Origin of the sequence: Staphylococcus gallinarum, assembly GCF_000875895.1 — a bacterium.
GTDB classification, from domain to species: domain Bacteria; phylum Bacillota; class Bacilli; order Staphylococcales; family Staphylococcaceae; genus Staphylococcus; species Staphylococcus gallinarum.
Genome location: NZ_JXCF01000007.1, coordinates 278,235 through 302,070, shown reverse-complemented (window position 1 = coordinate 302,070; position 23,836 = coordinate 278,235). Strand labels below are relative to the sequence as shown.

General features: G+C 32.9%; 24 protein-coding genes. 2 read left to right on the top strand and 22 right to left on the bottom strand.

All coding sequences use genetic code 11. From position 1 onward, the window contains the following. Positions 1 to 23: 23 nt before the first annotated feature. Together SH09_RS05220 and SH09_RS05215 are read right to left on the bottom strand one after the other, a co-directional pair. Positions 24 to 848, bottom strand: a complete 825-nt coding sequence (locus tag SH09_RS05220) for a pyruvate, water dikinase regulatory protein (RefSeq protein WP_042738569.1) — start codon at positions 846 to 848, stop codon at positions 24 to 26. A gap of 12 nt (positions 849 to 860) precedes the next feature. After that, a complete protein-coding gene (locus SH09_RS05215) occupies positions 861 to 1,484 on the bottom strand; it encodes a helix-turn-helix transcriptional regulator (RefSeq protein ID WP_082039184.1) in 624 nt (207 codons plus the stop codon). A gap of 349 nt (positions 1,485 to 1,833) precedes the next feature. Here SH09_RS05215 and SH09_RS05210 point away from each other — a divergent pair, with 349 nt between their 5' ends. Further along, a complete protein-coding gene (locus tag SH09_RS05210) occupies positions 1,834 to 3,225 on the top strand; it encodes a glycine--tRNA ligase (protein ID WP_042738568.1) in 1,392 nt (463 codons plus the stop codon). A gap of 128 nt (positions 3,226 to 3,353) precedes the next feature. Here SH09_RS05210 and recO read toward each other — a convergent pair whose 3' ends face one another. The 19 genes from recO to lepA all read right to left on the bottom strand — a co-directional run bounded on the left by recO (position 3,354) and on the right by lepA (position 22,191). Beyond that, positions 3,354 to 4,112, bottom strand: a complete 759-nt coding sequence (gene recO, locus SH09_RS05205) for a DNA repair protein RecO (RefSeq protein ID WP_042738567.1) — start codon at positions 4,110 to 4,112, stop codon at positions 3,354 to 3,356. A gap of 22 nt (positions 4,113 to 4,134) precedes the next feature. Then, a complete protein-coding gene (gene era, locus SH09_RS05200) occupies positions 4,135 to 5,034 on the bottom strand; it encodes a GTPase Era (protein WP_042738566.1) in 900 nt (299 codons plus the stop codon). After that, a complete protein-coding gene (gene cdd / locus SH09_RS05195; RefSeq protein ID WP_042738565.1) occupies positions 5,034 to 5,438 on the bottom strand; it encodes a cytidine deaminase in 405 nt (134 codons plus the stop codon). The genes era and cdd overlap by 1 nt, the downstream gene beginning before the upstream one ends. A gap of 91 nt (positions 5,439 to 5,529) precedes the next feature. Then, complete coding sequence (locus tag SH09_RS05190) at positions 5,530 to 5,865, bottom strand: diacylglycerol kinase family protein (protein WP_042738564.1); 336 nt, start codon at positions 5,863 to 5,865, stop codon at positions 5,530 to 5,532. Positions 5,866 to 5,869: 4 nt separating this feature from the next. Continuing rightward, on the bottom strand, positions 5,870 to 6,331 hold the full coding sequence (gene ybeY / locus SH09_RS05185; RefSeq protein ID WP_042738563.1) for an rRNA maturation RNase YbeY: 462 nt from the start codon (positions 6,329 to 6,331) through the stop codon (positions 5,870 to 5,872). Continuing rightward, entirely contained in the window at positions 6,332 to 7,279 is a 948-nt protein-coding gene (locus tag SH09_RS05180; RefSeq protein ID WP_042738562.1) for a PhoH family protein, read from the bottom strand. A 636-nt stretch (positions 7,280 to 7,915) separates the two neighbouring features. Further along, complete coding sequence (locus SH09_RS05175) at positions 7,916 to 8,572, bottom strand: hypothetical protein (RefSeq protein WP_042738561.1); 657 nt, start codon at positions 8,570 to 8,572, stop codon at positions 7,916 to 7,918. Between the two features lie 15 nt (positions 8,573 to 8,587). Continuing rightward, positions 8,588 to 9,571 carry a flotillin-like protein FloA gene (floA, locus tag SH09_RS05170; protein WP_042738560.1) on the bottom strand — a complete coding sequence of 328 codons (984 nt, stop codon included), beginning with the start codon at positions 9,569 to 9,571 and terminating at the stop codon, positions 8,588 to 8,590. Between the two features lie 12 nt (positions 9,572 to 9,583). Then, positions 9,584 to 10,294 carry an NfeD family protein gene (locus SH09_RS05165; protein ID WP_042738559.1) on the bottom strand — a complete coding sequence of 237 codons (711 nt, stop codon included), beginning with the start codon at positions 10,292 to 10,294 and terminating at the stop codon, positions 9,584 to 9,586. A gap of 305 nt (positions 10,295 to 10,599) precedes the next feature. Next, positions 10,600 to 10,776, bottom strand: coding sequence for a 30S ribosomal protein S21 (gene rpsU, locus SH09_RS05160; protein WP_042738558.1), 177 nt, complete (start codon positions 10,774 to 10,776; stop codon positions 10,600 to 10,602). Positions 10,777 to 11,199: 423 nt separating this feature from the next. After that, positions 11,200 to 12,546: a tRNA (N(6)-L-threonylcarbamoyladenosine(37)-C(2))-methylthiotransferase MtaB gene (mtaB, locus tag SH09_RS05155; RefSeq protein ID WP_042738557.1), complete on the bottom strand. Its 1,347-nt coding sequence runs from the start codon at positions 12,544 to 12,546 to the stop codon at positions 11,200 to 11,202. Between the two features lie 5 nt (positions 12,547 to 12,551). After that, a complete protein-coding gene (locus tag SH09_RS05150) occupies positions 12,552 to 13,304 on the bottom strand; it encodes a 16S rRNA (uracil(1498)-N(3))-methyltransferase (protein ID WP_042738556.1) in 753 nt (250 codons plus the stop codon). A gap of 2 nt (positions 13,305 to 13,306) precedes the next feature. Further along, positions 13,307 to 14,245, bottom strand: coding sequence for a 50S ribosomal protein L11 methyltransferase (gene prmA / locus SH09_RS05145; RefSeq protein WP_042738555.1), 939 nt, complete (start codon positions 14,243 to 14,245; stop codon positions 13,307 to 13,309). Between the two features lie 3 nt (positions 14,246 to 14,248). Then, on the bottom strand, positions 14,249 to 15,382 hold the full coding sequence (gene dnaJ, locus SH09_RS05140; protein WP_042738554.1) for a molecular chaperone DnaJ: 1,134 nt from the start codon (positions 15,380 to 15,382) through the stop codon (positions 14,249 to 14,251). A 150-nt stretch (positions 15,383 to 15,532) separates the two neighbouring features. Then, a complete protein-coding gene (gene dnaK / locus SH09_RS05135; protein ID WP_042738553.1) occupies positions 15,533 to 17,371 on the bottom strand; it encodes a molecular chaperone DnaK in 1,839 nt (612 codons plus the stop codon). A 49-nt stretch (positions 17,372 to 17,420) separates the two neighbouring features. Beyond that, positions 17,421 to 18,047, bottom strand: a complete 627-nt coding sequence (gene grpE / locus SH09_RS05130) for a nucleotide exchange factor GrpE (protein WP_042738552.1) — start codon at positions 18,045 to 18,047, stop codon at positions 17,421 to 17,423. 29 nt (positions 18,048 to 18,076) lie between these two features. Further along, positions 18,077 to 19,057, bottom strand: coding sequence for a heat-inducible transcriptional repressor HrcA (gene hrcA, locus SH09_RS05125; RefSeq protein ID WP_042738551.1), 981 nt, complete (start codon positions 19,055 to 19,057; stop codon positions 18,077 to 18,079). 89 nt (positions 19,058 to 19,146) lie between these two features. Next, positions 19,147 to 20,271, bottom strand: coding sequence for a radical SAM family heme chaperone HemW (gene hemW / locus SH09_RS05120; RefSeq protein ID WP_042738550.1), 1,125 nt, complete (start codon positions 20,269 to 20,271; stop codon positions 19,147 to 19,149). A gap of 96 nt (positions 20,272 to 20,367) precedes the next feature. Then, positions 20,368 to 22,191, bottom strand: a complete 1,824-nt coding sequence (gene lepA / locus SH09_RS05115; protein WP_042738549.1) for a translation elongation factor 4 — start codon at positions 22,189 to 22,191, stop codon at positions 20,368 to 20,370. A gap of 323 nt (positions 22,192 to 22,514) precedes the next feature. On the opposite strand from lepA, the gene rpsT reads away from it, so the two are divergent. Next, positions 22,515 to 22,766 carry a 30S ribosomal protein S20 gene (gene rpsT, locus SH09_RS05110; RefSeq protein WP_042738548.1) on the top strand — a complete coding sequence of 84 codons (252 nt, stop codon included), beginning with the start codon at positions 22,515 to 22,517 and terminating at the stop codon, positions 22,764 to 22,766. Positions 22,767 to 22,857: 91 nt separating this feature from the next. Here rpsT and holA read toward each other — a convergent pair whose 3' ends face one another. Next, complete coding sequence (gene holA / locus SH09_RS05105) at positions 22,858 to 23,832, bottom strand: DNA polymerase III subunit delta (RefSeq protein WP_042738547.1); 975 nt, start codon at positions 23,830 to 23,832, stop codon at positions 22,858 to 22,860. Between the last annotated feature and the right edge of the window lie 4 nt (positions 23,833 to 23,836).

The following is a 23,836-nucleotide window of genomic DNA, read 5'->3' as shown; positions in this document are numbered from 1 at the left end:
TAATTATAATAGTATAAATGTTTTTAATTATTTTTGAAACTATTTTGCTCAATAATGCTGATTATATTATTTGCTGTTTCTTCTATTGCTTTATCTGAAACATCAAGTACTGGACAGCCTATCCTCTCAACTAATTCATGAAAATAATTCAATTCTTCTGCTATACGTTGTTCTGTTGCGTATCTTGCACTATCTCCTAATCCGAGTTGCTTTAATCGCTCTTTACGTATTTTATTGAGCTTTTCTTCACTTATCTTTAAAGCAATACATTTAGCTGGATCTATTTGAAATAGGTCATCTGGTGGCGTAACTTCAGGGACTATTGGTATATTCATTACTTTATAACTCTTATGTGCTAAATATTGTGATAAAGGCGTCTTTGAAGTACGCGAAATTCCTAACAATACTATATCTGCTTTTGGTAAGCCTTTTGGATCCTTGCCATCGTCATATTTAACTGCGAATTCAATCGCATCAATTTTCTTAAAGTATGCTTCATCTAATCTGTGTACTAAACCAGGTTCAAAATAAGGTTGTTCATCGATTTTATCCAATAAGATATTCATCAAAGGTCCCATAATATCAACTGATTTAATTGCATATTCTTTTAATTTAGCTTCCATATACTTTCTAATTTCTGGTTTAACTAACGTATATACTACTATTGCTTCTGTATCTCGAGCAACTTGAATAACTTCATCAACATTTTCCAATGCTTCTATATATGGATACCTATGTATTTCACTGTCGCATTGATTTGGATTAAATTGCGAAATACATGCTCTAGCAACGAGTTCAGCTGTTTCACCTACTGAATCAGATGCAACAATTATCTTTATATTTTCCATGATTACTACCACCTATTCATTAAATAATGATACAAATATTTTATTTATAGTTGTTTTTGAAATTCTACCTTTTACTTCATATTTACCGTTATCTTTTTTCATTACGATTGGTAAAGAATCAATTTCCTTCTCAATCATTAAGTTAGCTGCATGGATGACACGTTCATCTTCTAATACAAAATGAAGGTTCGGCATACGTGTCATGATAATATCTACAGGCATAGTATGAATATCTTCACCTATCATAGATGCTCTAAGTAGATCCTTTCTTGAACATACACCTATGAAATCTCCATTTTTATTAATAACAAATAATGTACTCACATCTTCTAGAAAAAGAGTACAAATGGCATCATATATAGACATCTCATTTTTCACTACTACTGGATGAGATGCATAATCTTTTACAATATATTGCTTTAATTCGTCAGCAATTAATTTATTTTTTGGTTTACCAGAATAATAATAACCTACTCTTGGTCTAGCTTCCAAGATTCCTGACATTGTTAATATAGCTAAGTCAGGTCTTAAAGTTGCCCTTGTTAAATTTAATCTCTCTGCGATATGCTCCCCTGTAATTGGACCGTTACTTTTCACTATTTCAACAATTTGTTGTTGTCTCTTACTCAGTTCTATAGGTCTTCACCCCTTTATTCATTCTCCTTAATTATACATACTATTATTAATTGCTACAAATACATCTATTTACTTGCTTATAAACATGCAATACATTAAAATTATATTTAAAGCGAGTTAAGGATAGTGAGAGCTTAACAATGATTAATGGCTACAATTAAATTATAGTTAAAAGCGAGTGTACACACTAATTTGGGTGGAACCGCGGGTTAACAATTATCTAGTATAAGAACACATTTATTTTAATGTGATTAAAAGTGATTAACTCGTCCCAAGATAAGGATTTAAGCTGTAGGCTTATTTCTTTGTCTTGGGGCGTTTTTATGTAAAAAAGGAGTGTATTTTGTAAATGGCAAAAGATATGGAAACAATTGTACAACTAGCGAAGCATAGAGGTTTCGTTTTTCCAGGTAGTGACATTTATGGTGGATTATCAAACACATGGGATTACGGTCCACTAGGTGTCGAATTAAAAAATAATGTGAAAAAAGCATGGTGGCAAAAGTTTATTACTCAATCACCATATAATGTTGGTATTGATGCTGCTATTCTTATGAATCCAAAAACATGGGAAGCTTCAGGTCACTTGGGTAACTTTAATGACCCAATGATTGATAACAAAGACAGTAAAATCCGTTACCGTGCAGATAAAATCATCGAAGATTATATGGCTAATGAAAAAGGTGACGAAAACTTTGTTGCTGATGGTTTAAGCTTCGATGAAATGAAACGTATAATTGATGAAGAAGGTATTGTTTGTCCAGTCAGTGGTACTGCAAACTGGACTGATATCCGTCAATTCAATTTAATGTTCAAGACTTTCCAAGGTGTTACTGAAGATTCAACTAATGAAATATTTTTACGTCCTGAAACAGCACAAGGTATCTTTGTTAACTATAAGAATGTGCAACGTACGATGCGTAAAAAACTACCATTCGGTATCGGACAAATTGGTAAATCATTTAGAAATGAAATCACTCCAGGTAACTTCATCTTCAGAACTCGTGAATTCGAACAAATGGAATTAGAATTCTTCTGTAAACCAGGTGAAGAAATTGAATGGCAAAATTATTGGAAGACATTCGCAAGCCAATGGTTAAAAGATTTAAAATTAAGTGAAGCAAATACACGTTTACGTGACCATGATGAAGATGAGTTATCACACTATTCAAATGCAACAACAGATATCGAATATCGCTTCCCATTTGGTTGGGGTGAACTATGGGGTATCGCTAGCCGTACAGATTTCGACTTGAAAAAACATAGCGAACATTCTGGTGAAGATTTCCAATATCACGATCAAGAAACTGGCGAAAAATATATTCCATACTGTATCGAGCCTTCATTAGGTGCTGACCGTGTTACACTTGCTTTCTTATGTGATGCATATGAAGAAGAAGGTGTAGAAGGAAGTAAAGATGCAAGAACAGTATTACGTTTCCACCCTGCTTTAGCACCTTATAAAGCTGCAGTTTTACCATTAAGTAAAAAATTATCAGGCGAAGCAATTAAAGTATTCGAGAATTTAAGTGCTACTTTCTCAATTGACTTTGATGAATCTCAATCTATCGGTAAACGTTACCGTAGACAAGATGAAATCGGTACACCATATTGTATAACATTTGATTTCGATTCTTTAGAAGATCAACAAGTTACAGTACGTGACCGTGATACAATGGAACAAGTACGTATGCCAATTTCTGAATTAGAAGCTTTCTTAGCTGAAAAAACAAAATTTTAGTTAATTTAATATAATAAATAACCGGCTGGTTGCTGAACTTATCAGTAACTAACCGGTTTTTATATTACTATTTATTTTAAAAAGTTTAATCATATTCTGTAGCTACAAATGTAATTAATACCCGTATATTATGATAGATGATCTAATCTATGTAATTGGTTGATTAATTTTTGACTTTTAAAATACATTCCTGCATATTCTTTATACAGTAGTATGACAAGTGTCGACATTTCATCAACTACCTCAGCATGAATACTTAACGAACTCATTTGTTTAAATGGTAATTTCTGTAAAATATCCAATAAATACAATGTTTTATTAGATACCTGTAAAGCATGAGGATCACGATCAATAACAGTATTTGATATCGCGCCATCAAATTTGAAACTATATGCAACTAATTTAGATTGGTCTGGGTCATTCGTTACTACACATCGGTCAAAAATCGCATTAAATCCAAACTTTCTCATGTATTTTAATAAAACAATAACTGACATTAATTGCGCAGATACACCTGCTTTAATCTTTTCTAAAACAAAGTGCAACAAATCATAACTATATTGTGAAACTTCTTCATATTCAAAGGAACGATCGATGACTTCGGTACATAAACTAGCAAAGCTACTTTCATAAATATCTAACCTCAAATGATAGTTTTGTTCTATAACGTCAACCGTACTTAATGTACCCATACCTTTCCATTTAGAATAAATAAACAAGCCGTACACAAATAATTGTGTATTAGCTTGTAGTCCACTTCTACTCTTTTTTGCTTTTCTAACCATCAATGGAACCTTGGCACCGTGCTCATTTAAAATGGTTATAATTTTATCGGATTCGCCATAATCCACTGCCTTTATTATTATGCCTTTTTGTTTGAGTAACATCGCAGCTCACCGACTCTCAAATTTAATCTTGATCTTCTAGATAGCCCATTTGTCGTATAAAGTTCACCTTATTGCGCCAATCTTTTTGGACCTTAACCCATAATTCTAAATAAACTTTAGATCCGAGTAATCTTTCAATATCTTGTCGCGCACGTTTACCTACTTCTTTTAATTTCTTACCGCCTTTACCAATTACAATACCTTTTTGAGAATCACGTTCCACATAAATAGTCGCTTCGATTCTAACTCGATCCTCATCTTCTTTTATCATTCGATCAACATTCACCCCGATTGCATGAGGAATTTCTTCACTAGTTAAATGTAAAATCTTCTCACGAATTAATTCTCCGACTACGAATTGTTCAGGATGATCCGAAATTTGATCATCTGGATAATATTTTGGTCCAGCTGGCAAATAAGACTTCAATACGTCTAAGAAGTGCTCAACATTTAGACCTTCTAAAGCTGAAATCGGGACAATTTCAGTAAAATCCATATATTGTTTATATTGTTCAATTCTTGGCATTAATTGATCTGGATGTACTAAATCAATCTTATTTAACACTAAAAACACTGGCGTTTTGATAGATTTTAGCATATCCATGATATACTCATCACCGCGACCAATATCCTCATTAACGTTAACCATAAACATAATTGCATCAATTTCAGATAGTGTGTTTTTGGCTACACTCATCATATAATCTCCTAATTTATGCTTTGGTTTATGAATCCCTGGCGTATCTAAGAAGATGATTTGCGCGTCATCTTGAGTCATAACACCTTGAATTTTATTTCTTGTCGTTTGTGCTTTGTCAGACATAATTGCAATTTTGTGTCCGATTACACGGTTTACAAAGGTAGATTTGCCTACATTTGGTCTCCCAATTATTGATATAAAACCTGATTTATGTTCTGCCATTAATTTAAATCCTTTCCAGAAAACCCTAAGGGTAATAATTGTTCCACAGTTGATTCTATCACTTTACCAGTTTGATTCGTCATATACACTGGCATGTCATCATCACATAGTTCCTTCAACACTTGTCGACAAGCACCACATGGCGAGGATGGTTCATCTGCATCTACTGTAATTGTTATCGACTCAAAATCACCAGGTCGATATCCTTGTGAAATTGCTGATACTAAACTTGATCTTTCTGCACAAATTGTCATAGGATACGCTGCATTTTCTACATTGGCTCCGTAAAAAGACTGTCCGTCTTTGGTTTTTAAAAATGCGCCTACCTTAAACTTACTATATGGTACATAAGCTCTCGATTGTGCTTCTCTAACTTCTGTAAAATAATGTGGTTGATATGCCATTTTATGTTCTCCCCTATTCAACTACAATTGTTTTGATAGATAAAACGTATGCTCTCTAAGTATAAACAATTTTTATAGAATTGCACTACTTTCAGAACAAATAAGGTAGAAAAACAACTAAACCTATTACTAATGCTACAATGGATGCTAACATCACACTAAATGCAGCGACATCCTTTGCATGTTTAGCTAACGGATCATATTCAGTAGTTACTAAATCTACAACATATTCAACTGCTGTATTGATTGCTTCAAAAGCAAGTACCAGTCCAATTGCAATAACAATCATCAGCCAATCTAGTGTAGATATCTGAAAGAACCATCCACAAATAATTGTGACAATACCTACTAACACATGCATTAAGAACTTGGAATCTTTTTTGAATAGTATCATCATACCTTGAAAAGCGTATTTAAACCTTTTCATACAATTAATCTCTTGTTAATCCATAGGCATTAAGTATTTGATCTTGTCTTCCGAACATCTCTTGCTCATCTGTTTCATTCATATGATCATATCCTAATAAATGTAAGAATCCATGTAATGCTAAAAAGCCTAGTTCTCTTTCGAATGAGTGACCATAGCTTTCCGCTTGTTCATTTGCAACATCAGTACAGATAATAATATCTCCTAATACACGTGGCATATCAAGACCCGTTATTTCTGGTTCATCTTCTTCTAAAGCAAATGAAATTACATCTGTAACTTTATCTTTATCTCGATATGTTTTATTAATTTCTTGTATTTCATCTTTATCTACAAATGTAACTGATAATTCAGCTTCACCTTCAATTTGTTCCTGCTCTTTTGCAAATGTAAGCAATTTATCAATTTGCTCATACCATTCATCTTTAACTAAGTCTGTATGATCATTAAAATCAATCGTAAACATTTATTCATCTCCTTCGTATTTATCAATAATTTTACTGACAAGTGGGTGACGTACAACATCACTTTGATCTAAATGATGAATACTTAAACCTTTAACATCTTTTAACTTATTAATCGCTTCTTTCAAGCCACTTTTAACACCTTTTGGTAAGTCGATTTGTGTATGATCTCCCGTAACTACCATCTTCGAACCGAATCCTAATCGTGTTAAAAACATTTTCATCTGTGCGTGTGTCGTGTTTTGTGCTTCATCTAAAATAACGAAAGCATCATCCAATGTACGACCTCGCATATATGCTAATGGTGCAATTTCAATTATTCCTCTATCAATAAATCTTGCAGTTTGTTCTCTACCAAGTACTGTATTCAAGCCATCGTATAATGGTCTTAAGTATGGATCGACTTTCTCCTTTAAATCTCCTGGTAAGAAACCTAGAGATTCACCTGCTTCAACTGCAGGTCTAGTTAAAACAATACGTTTCACATTACCTTTTCTTAACTGTTTAGCAGCATAAACTACTGCTAAAAATGTTTTACCTGTTCCGGCTGGTCCTACACCGAATACTAAATCATTATGATGCATTGCATTAACATATAGACGTTGCCCCATCGTTTTGGCTCTAATTGTCTTGCCGAATGCATCTTTAGTAATTTCATCATCATATAAATCAAGTAAGTATTGAATCGTACCCTTTTTAGCCATTTTAATTGCTGCTTCGACATCTTTCAAAGAAATTGAAACACCTTGTTGTATGACTTTCAATAAATTAATTAGTACTGATTCAGCTTGTTCTACATGCTCAATTTGTGTACCTCTCACAGCAATTTCTTGTCCTCGAGCATGTACAATGACATCAAATCCTTCCTCAATTGCTTTAAGGTGTTCATCATTATTACCAATGAGTGCTTGTGCTTCATTGATGTCATCAATTTGAATAATTCCAGGCATATAGTTGCTCCTTTTCAAACATTGTCGTTTACACTTATTTTATCTTATTAGATTTTAAGATACAAAAATAATTTTTCAAAAAATCATCTTAACTATTGTAATATAGCTATCTATTCAACCTAATTATTACATTTCAATTATATCATGAATTATCTTTATATCATTTCAAAGCGATTTAAATTGCTTACCTTTGTATGAAACTTTACGTTATATTAACAAATTTAATTTAATATTACAGTATCAACGGTATCATAAAATATAAAACAACTTATTTTGCTTTAATAATTAGCATTAATAAAATGCATTGTATCACTTAACAATAATTAATTTAACGACTTGTAAACATAGGTCAATAACACTTGTTGTTAAGTACCAGCTAGCCATTTCAAATGTACTTTAGGTTGTTTTTTACTAATCTATTTAAACGTATTAATGTAGACCAATATTTTCACTACAAGTATAATTTCTTAATAACATAATTCGCTTAAATCTCGCCTGATTATCGTTAGTTAGTTTATTTATTGATTTTTTATACTAATTCACCTTGAATTTAAAGATAAAGAAGCCCTCAAATGAAGTCTAAAACTACATTTAAGGGCTATATAATTTAAGATTGATTTCCTAGCTTATACTTACTTATAATTGTTTAGGTTTTTCTAATATTTCTGACCATATAATTCCATTTACCACTTCATCGTTATCAAATCGAAATTGACCATTTACATTAGAACTTTGCATTTTATGAGAGTAAATCAACTGCTTCAAGCGATAACGTTTTGTTCGCTCAGATAAATTTTTATCAGCAATAATAGCGCGTGCTTTACGTTCTGTTCGCTGCAATTTCTTTTCATTCTCACGATCTAATTCAGATTTAACATCTTGTAAATCACCCATTAGTGTTTGTTCTAATTCTTTTCTTAACTGTTCATCTTTTTGATTTTGTGTACGTTTCTCTTTCTCGGCTTCCGTTTCACTTTGTTCATTAGATGATACTGTAGTTGGTCTTGTTGGTTGTGGTGTTTCCATTTTTTCCGAACTTGGTTCCGATGGTTTTGAAGGTTGAGGTCTAGGCCCTGTTGTCGTCGGCTCTTCATTCAATTGTTTTTCAATTTCTTTAAAGGCCTTTCCAACCTCTTCAAGGAAACCACGCTTTTGCGGTTGTCCATTTTTGGTTTGTGGTTGGCCATGGGTTGGTCTTTGTTGCTTTTGTCTTTCCTTATGACTATTGTCATTAATAGCACTAATAATCGTAACAATAACGGAAATAACAAAAATGATAATACCTATACTCATTTAACCACCCCTAAATTATTTATCCGGTGATTCGTCATCTTCTTGATTTGTTCGTTTATTAATTGAATTTCTCATGCCAGTATCTGCTTCAATATTTTTTAGATTATAGTAATCTCTGACACCTAAATTACCTTCACGTAAGGCTTCTGCCATTGCTAGTGGTACCTCAGCTTCAGCTTCAACAACTTTAGAACGCATTTCTTGTACTTTAGCTTTCATTTCTTGCTCTTGTGCAACCGCCATGGCACGACGTTCTTCTGCTTTAGCTTGAGCAATATTTTTATCTGCTAATGCTTGTTCTGTTTGTAAATCTGCACCAATGTTCTTACTGATATCTACATCTGCAATATCGATAGATAAGATTTCAAATGCTGTACCAGAATCCAAACCTTTACTTAATACAGTTTTAGAAATGTTATCAGGATTTTCAAGCACTTGTGTATGGTGTTCACTTGAACCAATAGTCGACACTATACCTTCACCAACACGGGCAATAATTGTTTCTTCACCAGCACCACCGACAAGTCGTGCAATGTTAGCGCGAACTGTAATACGTGCTTTGGCCTTAACTTCGATACCATTCATAGCAACACCGGCAATAAATGGAGTTTCAATTACCTTTGGATTTACTGACATTTGTACTGCTTCAAGCACATCTCTACCAGCTAAATCGATTGCCGCACCACGTTCAAATGGTAAATTGATATCTGCTCTTTGTGCTGCTATGTTTGCATCTACTACTCTATCAACATTACCACCAGCTAAATAGTGTGATTCAAGTTGATTCGTAGTTAATTGTAATCCAGCTTTATGCGCCTTAATTAATGGTGCAATAACCTTTCTTGGTGATACTCTTCGTAATCTCATACCGACAAGTGTGCCGATTCCTACTTTAACTCCTGCGGCTATAGCTGAAATCCATAGTCCAACCGGAACAAATGAGAATAATAACAGTAAAGCAATTATAACTATGACTGCAATAATTAATAATCCGATCATGGTTTCTCTCCTTTATGATTCAATTTCTCTTACAACAACACGCGTACCTTCAACTTCCAATATCTTGACCTGCTTATTTCGTAAAATAAATGATCCGTCAGAAACTGCATCAATACGTTCATTATTGTATGTAATAATACCTGCTGGTCTTAAATCAGTTGACGTAGTCGCAGTTTGGCCAACTAAATAAGAGCGATCTTCGTGTGAAGTGTACCCAGCCTCTGCATTTGTAGAATCTTTCAATACAACTTTTTCTAAAAATGGAATATTTCGTTTGAATATTTTCACAAGTACCACCCATTCAATGATTGATAATATAAGTGCAACAACAACATTTGCAATCATAAAAATTAAATTATCACCTAATGTGACAATACTTAAGACAATAAGCGTTATACCAATAATACCTATAATTGCACCTACAACGAACAACTCAATGATTACAAATAGTACGCCAATTCCAAACAATATAACGGAATAGAAATTCACATCTCCTTTTATGAAAAAACCTAAAAAGAAGATAAGTAAAGCTAAAGTAGCTAATATACCTATTAAGTTAATCCGTTTAGAATACAGTTGATATAGAAAACCCATAAAAATGATACACGTCAAAATAAGTGCAATCACTGGATTAACTATCCAATCTGCCAAATGATTCATCCAATTACCATTTCCAGCAAAAGCTGTTAAAAAGTTAGTATGTAAACTACTCGAAGACAACACTCTATCACCTCGCTCTCCTCTTAATTATACATGAAATTATTATGTGATTATAGGGATAGTATCATAATATTTAGTTTTATTTTATTTTCTCTAATATTTAAGTGATATTAGAATTATAAAATTGCCTATTTATTTTGAAAATTGATTACATTGCTAGTATTTCTATCATTTTTTACAAATTAAAACAATCGTTTTATATTGCATGGCATATTTATTTCTACAAATTAAAAAGCCTTAGCTGAATTATCAGCTAAGGCTTTGTTTATAATTAATGTTGGTGTTGAGGGAGTCAACGAAACAATTAATTATTTGAATTTACGTTTACGTGCAGCTTCTGATTTCTTTTTACGTTTTACGCTTGGTTTTTCGTAAAATTCACGTTTACGTACTTCTTGAATCGTACCGCTTTTAGAAACTGAGCGTTTGAAACGACGTAAAGCATCTTCAAGTGATTCGTTATTTTTGACTACTGTTTTAGACATGTGTATTTCCCTCCCTCCAAATATCAACGAAACTTTATTATCATTTACATGGTATTAAACCATGTATAAGTTAGTATAATATATCTGATTAATGTGGTCAATTAGGAAATTTTCTCCTTTATAGACTTTAAATCTAAATATACAATAAAACCGCGTCAAATCAAGCTTTTAACAACTTTTCACAATCTGTGATTTCATATTAAAAATAAACTATTATTAGCAAAAATATAATGATAAAGGCTTTTATAACAGCGTTCTATCAAATAAAGCTTATTTATTTTCAATGAATAGTTAACACTCTCATTCAATCTTGCATAAATTTATTTAACATTTTAAAAATGGCACGAACGTTTCATACAATGATACGCCGGCCATTTATTAATTATATTCTATATTTTGTTTAGTTTAAGCTGTTCAAAGACCTTAGACTAATACTGTTTGATCAGATTTATTTGTAGCATGCTCAACGACACGTAATAATTCACCTGTATTTATTGGATAATCAGGTTTTGTTACTTTTACTTTAACCAATTGACCAATTAATGTTTCATCACCAGCAAATTGAATTTTCATGTAATTATCAGCATAACCTACCAATGTGTTTGGTTCGTCTCCTACCTCTTCAGGTATTACTTCCAAGACATCCTGATCGAATTTAGAAGCATAAGTTTTAGCAAGTTGATCACTTAAGTTGATAAGACGATGTACACGTTCATTTTTTACTTCTTCATCAATTTGATCATCCATTCTTGCTGCAGGTGTTCCGATTCTTGGTGAATATGGAAATACATGTAACTCAGAAAAATGATGATCTACTATGAAATCATAAGTTTCTTGGAATTCTTCTTCTGTTTCACCAGGGAAACCAACAATGACATCACTAGTGACTGCTAAACCGGGTAACACTTCATGCAAGCGTGTTAAACGCTCTGAAAAATGTGCCATTGTATACTTTCTTCTCATACGTTTAAGAACAGTATCAGATCCAGATTGCAGAGGGATGTGTAAATGTCTAACCACTTTATTTGAATTAGCAATAACTTCAATGACTTCATCAGTCAATTGACTTGCCTCTATTGAAGAAATTCTAATTCTTTCTAAACCATCGACTGTTTCTAAATCGCGTAATAGTTGTGCTAAATTATAATTCTTTAAGTCTTGTCCATATCCACCAGTATGAATACCTGTTAATACAATTTCTTTATATCCAGATTCAACAAGTTGTGTTGCTTGAGCAATAACTTTTTCAGGTTCTCGAGAACGCATTAATCCTCTTGCCCATGGAATAATACAAAACGTACAGAAATTATTACAGCCTTCCTGTATTTTAAGTGAAGCACGCGTACGATCAGTAAAGTATGGTACTTCTAACTCTTCGTAAGTTCTATTTTTCATAATATTACCAACACCATTAATTGGTTGGCGCTCTTGTTTAAATTCATCTATATAGCCGATTAATTTCGTTCTATCCTGTGTCCCCACAACAATATCAACACCAGGAATATCCATGATTTCTGCAGGTGATGTTTGTGCATAACAACCTGTTACACAAACCACTGCTTCCGGATTTTGTCTAATTGCACGTCTGATTACCTGCCTACTCTTCTTATCTCCTGTATTGGTAACCGTACAAGTATTGATAACGAATACATCCGCATTCGTTTCGAAATCAACTCTATCATAATTTGCTTCTTTAAATAATTGCCAAATCGCTTCAGTTTCATAATGATTCACTTTACAACCAAGTGTGTGAAATGCAACTGTTGCCATAAATATCACCCCAACAAATCTTTTTGATAGCTTACAGCACTTAATACATATAATGGTGCTGTTTCAGCTCTTAAAATTCTAGGACCAAGCCCAATCTGTGAAGCATTTGTATCAAACAATTGTACTTCTTCTGTAGAAAGGCCGCCCTCTGGTCCAAAAATGACTAATACACGATCACCAGACTCGAAATTTTGCACTAGCTTTTTAAAATTGCTAACTTCCCCATCTTTTGCTGCATCTTCATAGGCAATCAGTACATAATCATATTCATTAATAATATCATATATTAGTTTTAAATTCGACTTATACTGTATTTCTGGTATAACTAGACGATAGCTTTGCTCTGCTGCTTCTTTAATGATCTTTTGCCAACGTTCAAGTTTCTTATCCACTTTATTATCAGTCAATTTGACAACTGACCGTTGCATACCCACAGCTATAAAGTCATTGGCACCTAATTCAGTTGCTTTCTGTAACATCCATTCATATTTATCAGCTTTGATAAGCCCACTACAGATAGTTATTTTTTGAGGTAGCTCAGTATCAATATTTAATTTTTCCACTCTCTCAACTTCAATAGAATCTATATTAATTGCAATAATCTTACAAGTATATGCACTTTGATTATTAAATGTCACAATTATATGATTGCCTTCTTGATGACGCATTACATTTGCAATATGATGAATATCACCTTTATCTTCAATAAAAAAACGCTGATTTTCATCAGCGTTTTGGTTAATAAAGTATCTCTGCATTATTACTCGCTCACTTTCTGACCAACGATACATACCCAACTGTTATCATGATCAATAGAAATAATTTTAAAACCTACACGCTCCATTTGTTCAAGGATAGCTTCATGTTTTTCTTCAATTATACCAGAAGTAATGAAATAACCATCTTCATTTAATGTATTATAAGCATCTTCAATCATTTCTTCAATAATATGAGCTAAAATATTTGCGATTACAATATCAAATTTTTCTGTTTCATCATGCAATAAATTTCCAGGCATTGCTTCGATATAATTTTCACAGTTGTTCTTTGCAAAATTTTCTTTAGCAACTTTTACTGCTAAATCATCGACATCGAGTGCCTTAATACGCTTAGCACCTATTAAATGTGCTGCAATACTGAGAATACCAGAACCAGTACCGACATCAATTACTGAATTCGCAGGAGATACATATTGTTCGATTGCTTTCAAACACATACTTGTCGTTGGGTGGTCTCCCGTACCGAACGCCATACCTGGATCAAGCTCGATACATAATTCGTTAGTGTCTTCCTTATCATATTGCTCCCAGCTTGGAACAATCGTGAACTTTTCAGACGCACGAAATGGGTGGAAGTAGTTTTTCCATTCATTTTCCCAGTCTTGTTCTTGTAGTGATTGTTCCTCAAATTTGAAGAGTTCTTTATCTAAAGATTCTATCGCTGTAATTTTTTCAATTAATTGTTCTCTAAATGCTTCAGTGAATTTAATATCATTAAAATAAGCTTTTAATCTAACACCCTTTTCAGGATAATCGTCAGCTTTCAAATTATAGATTTCACCAAATTTATCTTCAAAATCATGATTTAAATCTTTAGAATCTTCAATCACTACCCCGTTAGATCCAGCATTTTCTAAAATATTTGTTATTATAGGCGACACTTCATGATTTGCAGTAATTGATATTTCGGTCCAATTCATATATTATTCTCCTTTAAAGAATCTCTTAGCTTTATCTCTAAAATTAGAAGGTTGTTCTTCAATTTCTTCTCCACTAATTTCTGCAAATTCTCTTAACAATTCTTTTTGTCTTTCACTAATTTTTGTAGGTGTCACCACATTGATATTTACGAATAGATCCCCGTGACCATATCCGTGCACATTTTTAACACCTTTATCTTTTAATCTAAATTGTTTTGCAGTTTGAGTACCAGCAGGGATTGTCAGCATAACATGACCATTTAACGTAGGTACTTTTACTTCATCACCTAATGCTGCTTGCGCAAAGCTAACATTTAGAGAGTGATAGATATCATCACCGTCACGTTCAAATATTTCTGATGGTTTCACTCTGAACACAACATATAAATCACCGTGTGGTCCACCATTTTCTCCCGGTGCACCTTCGCCTGCTAATCTAATTTGTTGCTCATTGTCTACACCTTCAGGAATTTTCACGCTTATTTTCACGTTTTTATTTTCAGTTCCTTTACCATTACATGTTGGACAAGGCTCTTCAAATTCTTGACCTGAACCACTACATACTGGACAAACCTTTTCAGTTCTCACTCTACCAAGGATTGTGTTTTGTTCAACTGATACATGACCAGCACCATTACAGTAAGAACATGTTTTTTTATTTGTACCTGGTTTCGCACCTTCACCGTCACATGTGTGACATGTTACATCTTTGCGGATTGAGATTTCCTTTTCAGCACCAAAGACAGCTTCATCAAATGTAACAGTCATTGTATATTGAAGGTCATCACCTTTACGAGGTGCATTTGGATCACGTTGACGTCCGCCTCCGAAGAATGAACTAAAGATATCTTCGAATCCGCCGCCACCAAAGCCACTGAAGTCTTGACCGCCAAATCCTTGGCCACCAAAGCCACCTTGTGGACCATCATGACCAAATTGATCATAATTTGCACGTTTATTTTCATCACTTAAGACTTCATAAGCTTCAGAAATTTCTTTGAATTTCTCATCTGAACCTTCTTCTTTATTAATATCAGGATGATATTTTTTAGATAGTTTACGATAAGCCTTTTTTATTTCATCTTTTGAAGCACTTTTACTAACACCTAAGACTTCATAATAATCTCTTTTGGCCACTATGCTCTCTCCTTTTACTTTATAGTTAAATCACTTATAGCAAAAAAGAAAAAGTCAAAGCCAATGTTCAATTGACTTTGACTTATTTTGGCTAAGCAATTGTCTCATATTTAGTTAATATGATGCACTAGAATGTGTTAAAGATTAATATTATTTTTTGTTATCTTCGTCATCTTTAACTTCTTTGAATTCTGCATCTTCAACATCACTGTCATTAGAAGCATTTGCGCTTTCACCTTGAGCTTGTTGTTGTGCTTGAGCAGCTTGTTCATAAACTTTTGCTGATAATTCTTGAACTACTTTTTCTAATTCTTCTTTTTTAGCTTTGATATCTTCAATATCTTCGCCTTCTAAAGCAGTTTTCAATGCGTCTTTTTTCTCTTCAGCATTTGTTTTATCTTCTTCGCTGATATTTTCACCTAAATCAGTGATTGTTTTTTCAACTTGGAATACTAAGCTATCTGCTTCGTTTCTTAAATCACTTTCTTCACGACGTTTTTTGTCTGCTTCTGCATTGTCTTCAGCATCTTTAACCATACGATCGATTTCATCATCAGAAAGTGAAGAACTTGATTGAATTGTAATATTTTGTTCTTTATTTGTACCTAAATCTTTTGCAGTAACATTTACGATACCGTTCTTATCGATATCAAATGTAACTTCGATTTGAGGTACGCCACGTGGAGCTGGTGGAATGTCCGTTAATTGGAATCTACCTAATGTTTTATTATCTGATGCCATCGGTCTTTCACCTTGTAGCACGTGGATATCAACGGCTGGTTGGTTATCTGCAGCTGTTGAGTAAACTTGTGATTTAGATGTTGGTATTGTTGTATTTCTTTCGATAAGTGTATTCATACGTCCACCCATAATTTCAATACCTAATGATAATGGTGTAACGTCTAATAATACAACATCTTTAACGTCACCAGTGATAACGCCACCTTGTATTGCAGCACCCATTGCTACTACTTCGTCTGGGTTAACACCTTTGTGCGGATCTTTTCCGACTTCTTTTTTAACTGCTTCTTGTACTGCTGGGATTCTTGTAGAACCACCAACTAAGATTACTTCATCAATATCTGAGCTTGATAAGCCAGCATCTTTCATTGCTTGACGTGTCGGTTCCATTGTACGCTTAATTAATGAATCAGCTAACTCTTCGAATTTAGAACGAGTTAAGTTGATTTCTAAGTGTAATGGACCACTTTCACCAGCTGAAATAAATGGTAATGAAATTTGAGTTTGAGATACACCTGATAAGTCTTTTTTAGCTTTTTCAGCTGCGTCTTTCAAACGTTGTAACGCCATTTTATCTTGTGATAAATCTACGCCATTTTCTTTTTTGAATTCAGATACTAAATAATCAATGATAACTTGGTCAAAGTCATCTCCACCTAGTTTATTGTCACCAGCAGTTGAAAGTACTTCAAATACGCCATCGCCTAATTCTAGGATAGATACGTCAAAAGTACCGCCACCTAAGTCAAATACTAATACTTTTTGATCAGTTTCAGTTTTATCTAAACCATAAGCTAATGCTGCAGCTGTTGGTTCATTGATAATACGCTCAACTTCTAGACCTGCAATTTTACCAGCGTCTTTAGTCGCTTGACGTTCACCATCATTAAAGTATGCAGGAACTGTAATTACTGCTTTTTCAACTTTTTCACCTAAATAATCTTCAGCTGTACTTTTAAGGTTTTGTAATACCATAGCTGATATTTCTTGTGGTGTATATGATTTACCTTCTACGTCTACTTTATAATCAGTACCCATATGACGTTTGATAGATTGAATAGTGTTAGGGTTTGTGATTGCTTGACGCTTAGCAACTTCACCTACTTGTGTCTCACCATTTTTAAATGCTACAACTGATGGAGTTGTTCTAGCACCTTCTGGATTTTGGATTACTTTAGGTTCGTCACCCTCTAAAATAGAAACACATGAATTTGTTGTACCTAAGTCGATACCTATTACTTTACTCATAATAAATTTCCTCCTGTTTGTTTATAAAATTGGGTATTTTCATCAAATATTATTGATTTACTTTAACCATTGAAGGTCTTAACACTCTATCTTTCAATTTATAACCACTTTGTAATTCTTGAGTGATTTGCCCTGATTCAAAATCAGGATTATCATCTTGAACTACTGCTTGGTGTACATTTGGATCAAATGCTTGACCTTCTGTTTCAATTTTTTCTAAACCATTATTATTTAAAGCATTTAATAAACTTTCATGAACCATTTCTACACCTTTTTTCAGCGCTTTGAATTGTTCATCTTCACCATCTATTTGTAATGCTCGTTCGATATTATCCAACGTAGGTAAAATATCGTTTAGCACATCTTGAGATTTATAAGTTCTCATTGTTTGATTTTCTTTTTGAATTCTACGTTTATAATTTTCGAATTCTGCATATAATCTTAAATATTTTTCTTCATTTTCTTGCACATCTTTTTTCAATTGTTGAATTTCTTCATCTTTAGGATCTACATCTGTATTCGTATCTTCTGTATTGTCATCCTGCAGATTTTCTTGTGCCTGTTCTGTTGACTCATCAGTTTGATTAACTGATTCATTTTCCACTGACTGTTCATCATTAGTCGTTTGGTCTTTTTCCTCAGTTTGATCAAAGACTGATTCATTTTTTTCTGTCATTGTCTGCCCTCCAATACATATTTAAAAAATCACCAAATTGTGTTAAGCAATCTGATAACATTTTGGTAATTCATCGCTGTCGGTCCAATTACTGCTATCTTCCCTTTCAATCTATCATCAATGTGATATTCACTTGTGACAATAGATATATCACTCAAAGATGATTCAATTTCATGACCGATTCTAACATTTATTGAAGCATTGGTCATATCATCAAGTAATTGAGCGATTTTATTTGATTCGATATATTGTAAGATAGGTTGAATTGACGAAACATTTGATTCATTTAATGCATCAATTAGTTTAACCTTTCCACCCATAAAAATGCCATTACTTTGATCATCAAAATGAACTTCTATTGTATTTAGCATATCCTTAATAAATTCTTTTTCTAGCGTTGTCTTAACAAAACTATTTAATTCATTTTCAAATTCAGTCTTGTTCCATTCTTGATACTTCTCACTCACAAAATTAGAAATTTTAGTTAACTCATCATTTGTTAATGGAACTTGAGATGCTAAATGTAGATGTTCAACATGGCCTGATGTAAACACAACAACCATAATAATCAAATAGTCATTGGCACGAATCAAGTGAATATTATTAATAATATCTTTTTTATGATTTGGACGCATTACCAACGTTGTATATTGTGATGCAACTGACAATTCATCTGCAAATGCGCTTAACGCTGATGAAATATCATAATGATTGCTAACTAATAATTCGTTTAAACGTTGGATTTTTGTTTGTTGTTGATGAGATGTTTGTTGCAATAATTGATTCACATAATACCTTATCCCAACCTCAGATGGTGAACGACCAGACGAACTGTGCGTCTTTTCTATTAACTGTAAGTCTTCTAGATATTTCATCTCATTTCTAATCGTAGCAGGACTTACATTTAATTTGTGTCGTTCTATCAAAGTCTTTGAACCAATTGGATGTCCTAAATCAACATAATCTTCAACAATTGCATTAAGAATGCTTAATTGTCTATCACTAATCATGCTTTCACCTCATTAGCACTCTTTTGTTTCAAGTGCTAATTATAATTTATCAAATTGGTCAAAGTAAGTCAATGTTAAAGCATTATTTTTTATACATTTAATAAAAAAGACTCAAAAACGGTATTGCCAATGACCTTACCTCGCTCTGTCATGGCTATATATCCATCCTTTTCAAAAAGTAAATCTTTTGAAATTAAATCTTTAATCGTTTGACCATAGACTTGTTCTATAGGTTGGTCAAATTTTTCATTAAATCTTTGTTTGCTAACACCTTTATTCATTCTTAAACCTAAAAACATTTCCTCTTCCATCTGTTCAGTTTGAGTTGGAAAAGTAGAATCTAATAAAGGACGCTCATTATTTTCTATTTTTTTTATATAATGATTCACAGGATTCACATTGTTATAGCGTTCGCCATTGACATAACCACTTGCCCCTGCACCAAATCCATAGTATCCCTCGTTTTTCCAATAAACTTTATTGTGTTCAGATTCATGATTACGTTTCCCAAAGTTAGAAATCTCATATTGATGCATCTCTGATTTCGACATTCTTTCTAATAGATACTCATACATTTCTTCACCTATATCTTCATTCGGAACCTGTAATTGACCTTTTCGATACATGTTATAAAACTGAGTTTTCGGCTCTAAAATCAATCCATAACTAGAAATATGATCAATATCCATAGCAAGTGCACGTTCTAAGCTATCTTTAAAATCTTCTAAAGTTTGCTTTGGTAGATGATACATTAAATCTAAACTTATTGATTCAATACCAACTGACCTTGCATTTTCTACAGATTGATAGATATCCTCTGTCTTATGAGTACGACCTAAAATGTCTAGCAGTTCTGGCTTGAACGTTTGAACCCCCATCGACAACCTATTAACGCCGTAATCTTTTAGCAATTGCACCTTTTCTAATGTTAGTTCATCCGGATTTGCTTCAAAGCTAAATTCCCCTTTTATTGTAAAAATAGAAGTTATTGCTTTTAACAATCTATCTAATTGTTGCATATTTAGTGCCGTTGGCGTTCCACCACCAACAAAAACAGTTTCTAATTCCCGCACTTCACTGTTTTCCATTTCTTTGATTAAACAATCAATATACGTATCAACGGGTTGATTTTGAATATAATACTTATTGAAATCACAATATGTACATATTCTCACACAAAAAGGAATGTGAATATATGCACTTTTAACGTCCATAACGCGCTCACCTTCTTTCATTTATCAAGCTTATGTGAAGAACACAAAAAACTGGGGCATAAATCGTTTGGATTTAAGGCCCCAATCTATCTATTATTAATCTTCGTCCATCTTAAGAACAGCTAAAAATGCATCTTGAGGTATTTCTACGTTACCTACTGCTTTCATTTTTGCTTTACCGGCTTTTTGCTTTTCTAATAATTTTCTCTTACGACTGATGTCGCCGCCGTAACATTTTGAGAGTACATTTTTACCCATTGATTTAATATTAGTTCGTGCAACAATTTTTTGACCTACTGCAGCTTGAACAGGAACTTCAAACTGTTGTCGTGGAATTAGTGTTTTTAATTTTTCAACTAATGCCTTACCTCTTTCATAGGCAAAGTCTTTGTGAACAATAAAGCTTAAAGCATCAACTTTATCACCGTTTAATAAAATATCCATTTTCACTAAATTGCTCTCTTTGTTATCAATAAATTCATAATCAAAAGAAGCATACCCTTTTGTATTAGATTTAAGTTGGTCAAAGAAATCAAATACCACTTCAGATAATGGGATTTCATAAATAATATTCACACGAATATCATCCATATATTCCATATTTACAAATTGTCCTCGTTTACGTTGGCATAATTCCATAACAGCACCAACATAATCATTTGGAACCATCATTGTAGCTCTAACAAATGGTTCATAAATTTTATCTATTTTATCTCTTTCAGGCATATGCGCAGGATTATCAACTGCAACCTCTTCACCAGATTTCATTATACATTGATAAATAACAGATGGTGCTGTCGCAATTAACTCAATTCCAAATTCACGTTCTATTCGTTCTTGGATAATTTCCATGTGTAACATACCTAAAAATCCTGTTCGATAACCAAAACCTAATGCTTGTGAAGATTCAGGTTCGAATTCTAATGAAGCATCATTAAGCTGTAATTTTTCTAAAGCTTCACGTAAATCATTGTAATCTTTGTTATCGATTGGGAATAGTCCGCAGAATACCATTGGATTCATTTTTTTATAACCTTGTAAGGCATTAGCGGCTGGTCTTTCTGCATGTGTAATCGTATCACCAACACGAGAATCGTCCACATTTTTAATGCTTGCAATAATATAACCAACATCTCCAACTGTCAATTCTTCAACCGGCAGTTGTTTAGGTGTGTTAATACCTACTTCTGTTACTTCAAACTCTTTACCAGTAGCCATCATCTTAATGCGGTCACCAGCTTTTACAACACCCTCCATAACTCGGATAGAAGATATCACGCCTCTATATGGGTCATATTCCGAATCAAAAATCAATGCTTTCAACGGCGCTTCAGGGTCACCTTCAGGCGGTGGAATGACCTCGACAATTTTTTCTAAAATATCCTCAATGCCAATATTTGATTTTGCACTAGCTAGTACGACTTCATCTTTATCAATACCAATGACATCTTCTAATTCTTGTTTAACTCTTTCAGGCTCAGCTGCAGGCAAATCAATTTTATTGATTACAGGTAGTAATTCCAAATCATTATCTAATGCTAAATACACGTTAGCAAGTGTTTGAGCTTCGATACCTTGTGCCGAATCAACTACTAAAATAGCCCCTTCACAAGCAGCTAATGACCTTGACACTTCATATGTGAAATCGACGTGTCCTGGTGTGTCAATCAGATGAAAGGTATAAGTTTCGCCATCTTTAGCCTCATACTTTAACCTAACTGCATTTAATTTTATTGTGATTCCACGTTCTCTTTCTAAATCCATTGAATCAAGCAATTGATCTTGCATTTCTCTTGTTTCAACCGATTTAGTATTTTCTAAAATCCTATCAGCTAACGTAGATTTACCATGGTCGATATGTGCGATAATAGAAAAGTTTCTTATATTTTTACGTCTATCTAAACGTTCTTGTTTATCCATGTATTATCCTTCTCACTTTCATAATTCTAGCCCGTAAATATGTATGACATTCTTTGATATAATAACGTTTTTAGCTTACAATTGCAAACTTCATATAGGTATAGAGCTTATTCTTTAATTTGTAATACGTCTTGCGTCACTTACTTATAGCATATATTATATGACTTACAAAGTATATATTTGTAGCTAACTTATTTATAAACAGGGATTTTATCCACTTTGCTAAATAAATGATTGCAGAAACTGCGTCATTTTGATAAAATATTTCTTGTTGTAATCAAATTAAATTTGATAGCGAAGATCACTTTTAGGAGGTGACACACATGCCAAACATTAAATCTGCAATTAAACGTGTTAAAACAACTCACACTGCTGAGGAGCGTAACATTTCTCAAAAAAATGAAATGCGTACAGCAGTTAAGAGAGCTAAATCAGCTACAGAAGCTAACGCTGATAACAAAGCTGACTTAGTAAGTTTCGCTTTGAAAAAAGTAGATAAAGCTGCACAAAGCAACTTAATCCACAAAAACAAAGCTGCTCGTATCAAATCATCATTAATGACAGCTGGTAAATAATAAAAAGTTCAAGCCTCGGCTTGAACTTTTTTTATATTCTATTTTAAACAAGATTATTTTCGTATTTAAATGATTACTGATTTAATCGTCACTACAAAGATAAGATAAATAATTCTAATATTAGTTGTTTATCCATATAAGATGACTTTAATTTGTAATCTGTTTCAGCACAACTATCCATAATATTTAATAAACTTTCAAGCTGATAATGTCTAGCTTGATTCAATGCAAGTTTCACTCTATATGGATGCACAGATATCGTTTTAGCAATTTGCTGTCCACTATAGCCTTTTTGACTTAAAATCTTACTTTGGTAAAACAACCTATAATTGCTAGTAATTAATGCTAACAACTTTATTGGTTCTTCTTTCATAGCGATTAAATCTTTTACTAATTGTATCGCTTTGGCTTTATTATTCTTCTGTATATATTCAGTTAATAAAAATACATTTTGTTCCAAACTTCTATTTACTATTTGATCTACATCTTGTTTATTAATTGTCGGCCTATCTTCTAAAAACAGCACTAATTTTCCAATTTCTTGTTTAACAATATTAAATTGAATACCTGTTAGCTCGATAAATAAATCTAAAGCATCTTGCTTTATGTCTTTATAATTTTCATGCAATTCATTTTTTATCCATTGCTTAATTTCATCTTCTGACATTTGCTCTATCTTTTTTATTTGTGCACTTTTCTTTAACGTTTTCACTAATTTTTTTCGTTCATCTAATTTCCCTTGATATACCTCAAAAATGATTAATGTTTCACCGTCATATTTTTCAATAAATTCGATTAATTGCTCAATATTCGGACTCATATCTTTAGGTGGTTTTTCACCAGTAAAAACGTAAGCATTTTGTACAAGAACTACTTTTTTATCTGAAAAGAAAGGCATTGTTAATGATTCTTCAATAATGGCTGATAAATCAGTCTCATATAAGTTGAATTTCACGAAATTAAAATCATCTTTAGGTTGCTGTAAATACTGGTCAATTAACTCGGCAGATTTCTTTTCTATTAATTCTGATACTTCACCATATATCGTTACGATATTTTCACTCATTTAT

What these genes read in the sequence shown, in the direction of transcription:
- SH09_RS05220 (WP_042738569.1), bottom strand. Translation starts at nt 848, where the DNA reads ATGGAAAATATAAAGATAATTGTTGCATCTGATTCAGTAGGTGAAACA.
- SH09_RS05210 (WP_042738568.1), top strand. Translation starts at nt 1,834, where the DNA reads ATGGCAAAAGATATGGAAACAATTGTACAACTAGCGAAGCATAGAGGT.
- recO (WP_042738567.1), bottom strand. Translation starts at nt 4,112, where the DNA reads ATGTTACTCAAACAAAAAGGCATAATAATAAAGGCAGTGGATTATGGC.
- era (WP_042738566.1), bottom strand. Translation starts at nt 5,034, where the DNA reads ATGGCAGAACATAAATCAGGTTTTATATCAATAATTGGGAGACCAAAT.
- cdd (WP_042738565.1), bottom strand. Translation starts at nt 5,438, where the DNA reads ATGGCATATCAACCACATTATTTTACAGAAGTTAGAGAAGCACAATCG.
- SH09_RS05190 (WP_042738564.1), bottom strand. Translation starts at nt 5,865, where the DNA reads ATGAAAAGGTTTAAATACGCTTTTCAAGGTATGATGATACTATTCAAA.
- ybeY (WP_042738563.1), bottom strand. Translation starts at nt 6,331, where the DNA reads ATGTTTACGATTGATTTTAATGATCATACAGACTTAGTTAAAGATGAA.
- SH09_RS05180 (WP_042738562.1), bottom strand. Translation starts at nt 7,279, where the DNA reads ATGCCTGGAATTATTCAAATTGATGACATCAATGAAGCACAAGCACTC.
- SH09_RS05175 (WP_042738561.1), bottom strand. Translation starts at nt 8,572, where the DNA reads ATGAGTATAGGTATTATCATTTTTGTTATTTCCGTTATTGTTACGATT.
- floA (WP_042738560.1), bottom strand. Translation starts at nt 9,571, where the DNA reads ATGATCGGATTATTAATTATTGCAGTCATAGTTATAATTGCTTTACTG.
- rpsU (WP_042738558.1), bottom strand. Translation starts at nt 10,776, where the DNA reads ATGTCTAAAACAGTAGTCAAAAATAACGAATCACTTGAAGATGCTTTA.
- mtaB (WP_042738557.1), bottom strand. Translation starts at nt 12,546, where the DNA reads ATGGCAACAGTTGCATTTCACACACTTGGTTGTAAAGTGAATCATTAT.
- SH09_RS05150 (WP_042738556.1), bottom strand. Translation starts at nt 13,304, where the DNA reads ATGCAGAGATACTTTATTAACCAAAACGCTGATGAAAATCAGCGTTTT.
- prmA (WP_042738555.1), bottom strand. Translation starts at nt 14,245, where the DNA reads ATGAATTGGACCGAAATATCAATTACTGCAAATCATGAAGTGTCGCCT.
- dnaK (WP_042738553.1), bottom strand. Translation starts at nt 17,371, where the DNA reads ATGAGTAAAGTAATAGGTATCGACTTAGGTACAACAAATTCATGTGTT.
- grpE (WP_042738552.1), bottom strand. Translation starts at nt 18,047, where the DNA reads ATGACAGAAAAAAATGAATCAGTCTTTGATCAAACTGAGGAAAAAGAC.
- hrcA (WP_042738551.1), bottom strand. Translation starts at nt 19,057, where the DNA reads ATGATTAGTGATAGACAATTAAGCATTCTTAATGCAATTGTTGAAGAT.
- hemW (WP_042738550.1), bottom strand. Translation starts at nt 20,271, where the DNA reads ATGGACGTTAAAAGTGCATATATTCACATTCCTTTTTGTGTGAGAATA.
- lepA (WP_042738549.1), bottom strand. Translation starts at nt 22,191, where the DNA reads ATGGATAAACAAGAACGTTTAGATAGACGTAAAAATATAAGAAACTTT.
- rpsT (WP_042738548.1), top strand. Translation starts at nt 22,515, where the DNA reads ATGCCAAACATTAAATCTGCAATTAAACGTGTTAAAACAACTCACACT.
- holA (WP_042738547.1), bottom strand. Translation starts at nt 23,832, where the DNA reads ATGAGTGAAAATATCGTAACGATATATGGTGAAGTATCAGAATTAATA.